The sequence below is a fragment of the Microbacterium testaceum genome, assembly GCF_003075375.1.
Taxonomy (GTDB): domain Bacteria; phylum Actinomycetota; class Actinomycetes; order Actinomycetales; family Microbacteriaceae; genus Microbacterium; species Microbacterium testaceum_E.
On the sequence record NZ_QDFT01000107.1, the window covers coordinates 1 to 589 of the forward strand.

Here is a 589-nt window from a genome sequence, read left to right on the forward strand (position 1 = left end):
CGAGACGATCCTCGCGCGCGTGCTGCGCAAGGTCGCAGCGGATTACGACGTCATCCTGGTCGACTGCCAGCCGTCGCTCGGGCTGCTCACCGTCAACGCGCTCACCGCGGCGCACGGCGTGCTCATCCCGCTCGAGTGCGAGTTCTTCGCGCTGCGCGGTGTCGCGCTGCTGGTCGAGACGATCGACAAGGTCCGCGACCGCCTCAACCCCGCGATCGAGCTCGACGGTGTTCTCGCCACGATGTACGACCCCCGCACGCTGCACTCGCGCGAGGTGCTCGAGCGCGTGGTCGAGGCGTTCGGCGACGATGTGCTCGAGACGGTCATCGGTCGCACGGTCAAGTTCCCGGATGCCTCGGTGTCGGGCATGCCGATCACGGAGTTCGCGCCCGAGCACGCCGCCGCCCAGGCCTACCTGCGGCTGGCGCGGGAGCTGGTCGCCCGTGGCGCCGTCGCCTGACGACACCCTCGCCGACGCCGCGGTCGCGGCGTCCCGCTCCACGGACCTGCGCGACGCCGACGGGGTCGGCCCTGCGGCATCCGACATCCCTGTCCCCGTCGACGCAACCGGCGCCGACGSGGACAGGGA

1 protein-coding gene is annotated in these 589 nt (G+C 71.8%); it reads left to right on the plus strand.

Going from position 1 to position 589, the window contains the following annotated elements; genetic code table 11:
- A partial coding sequence (locus DC432_RS16125) for a ParA family protein (RefSeq protein WP_133177989.1) occupies nt 1-460 on the plus strand: 460 nt, incomplete at its 5' end.
- Between the last annotated feature and the right edge of the window lie 129 nt (nt 461-589).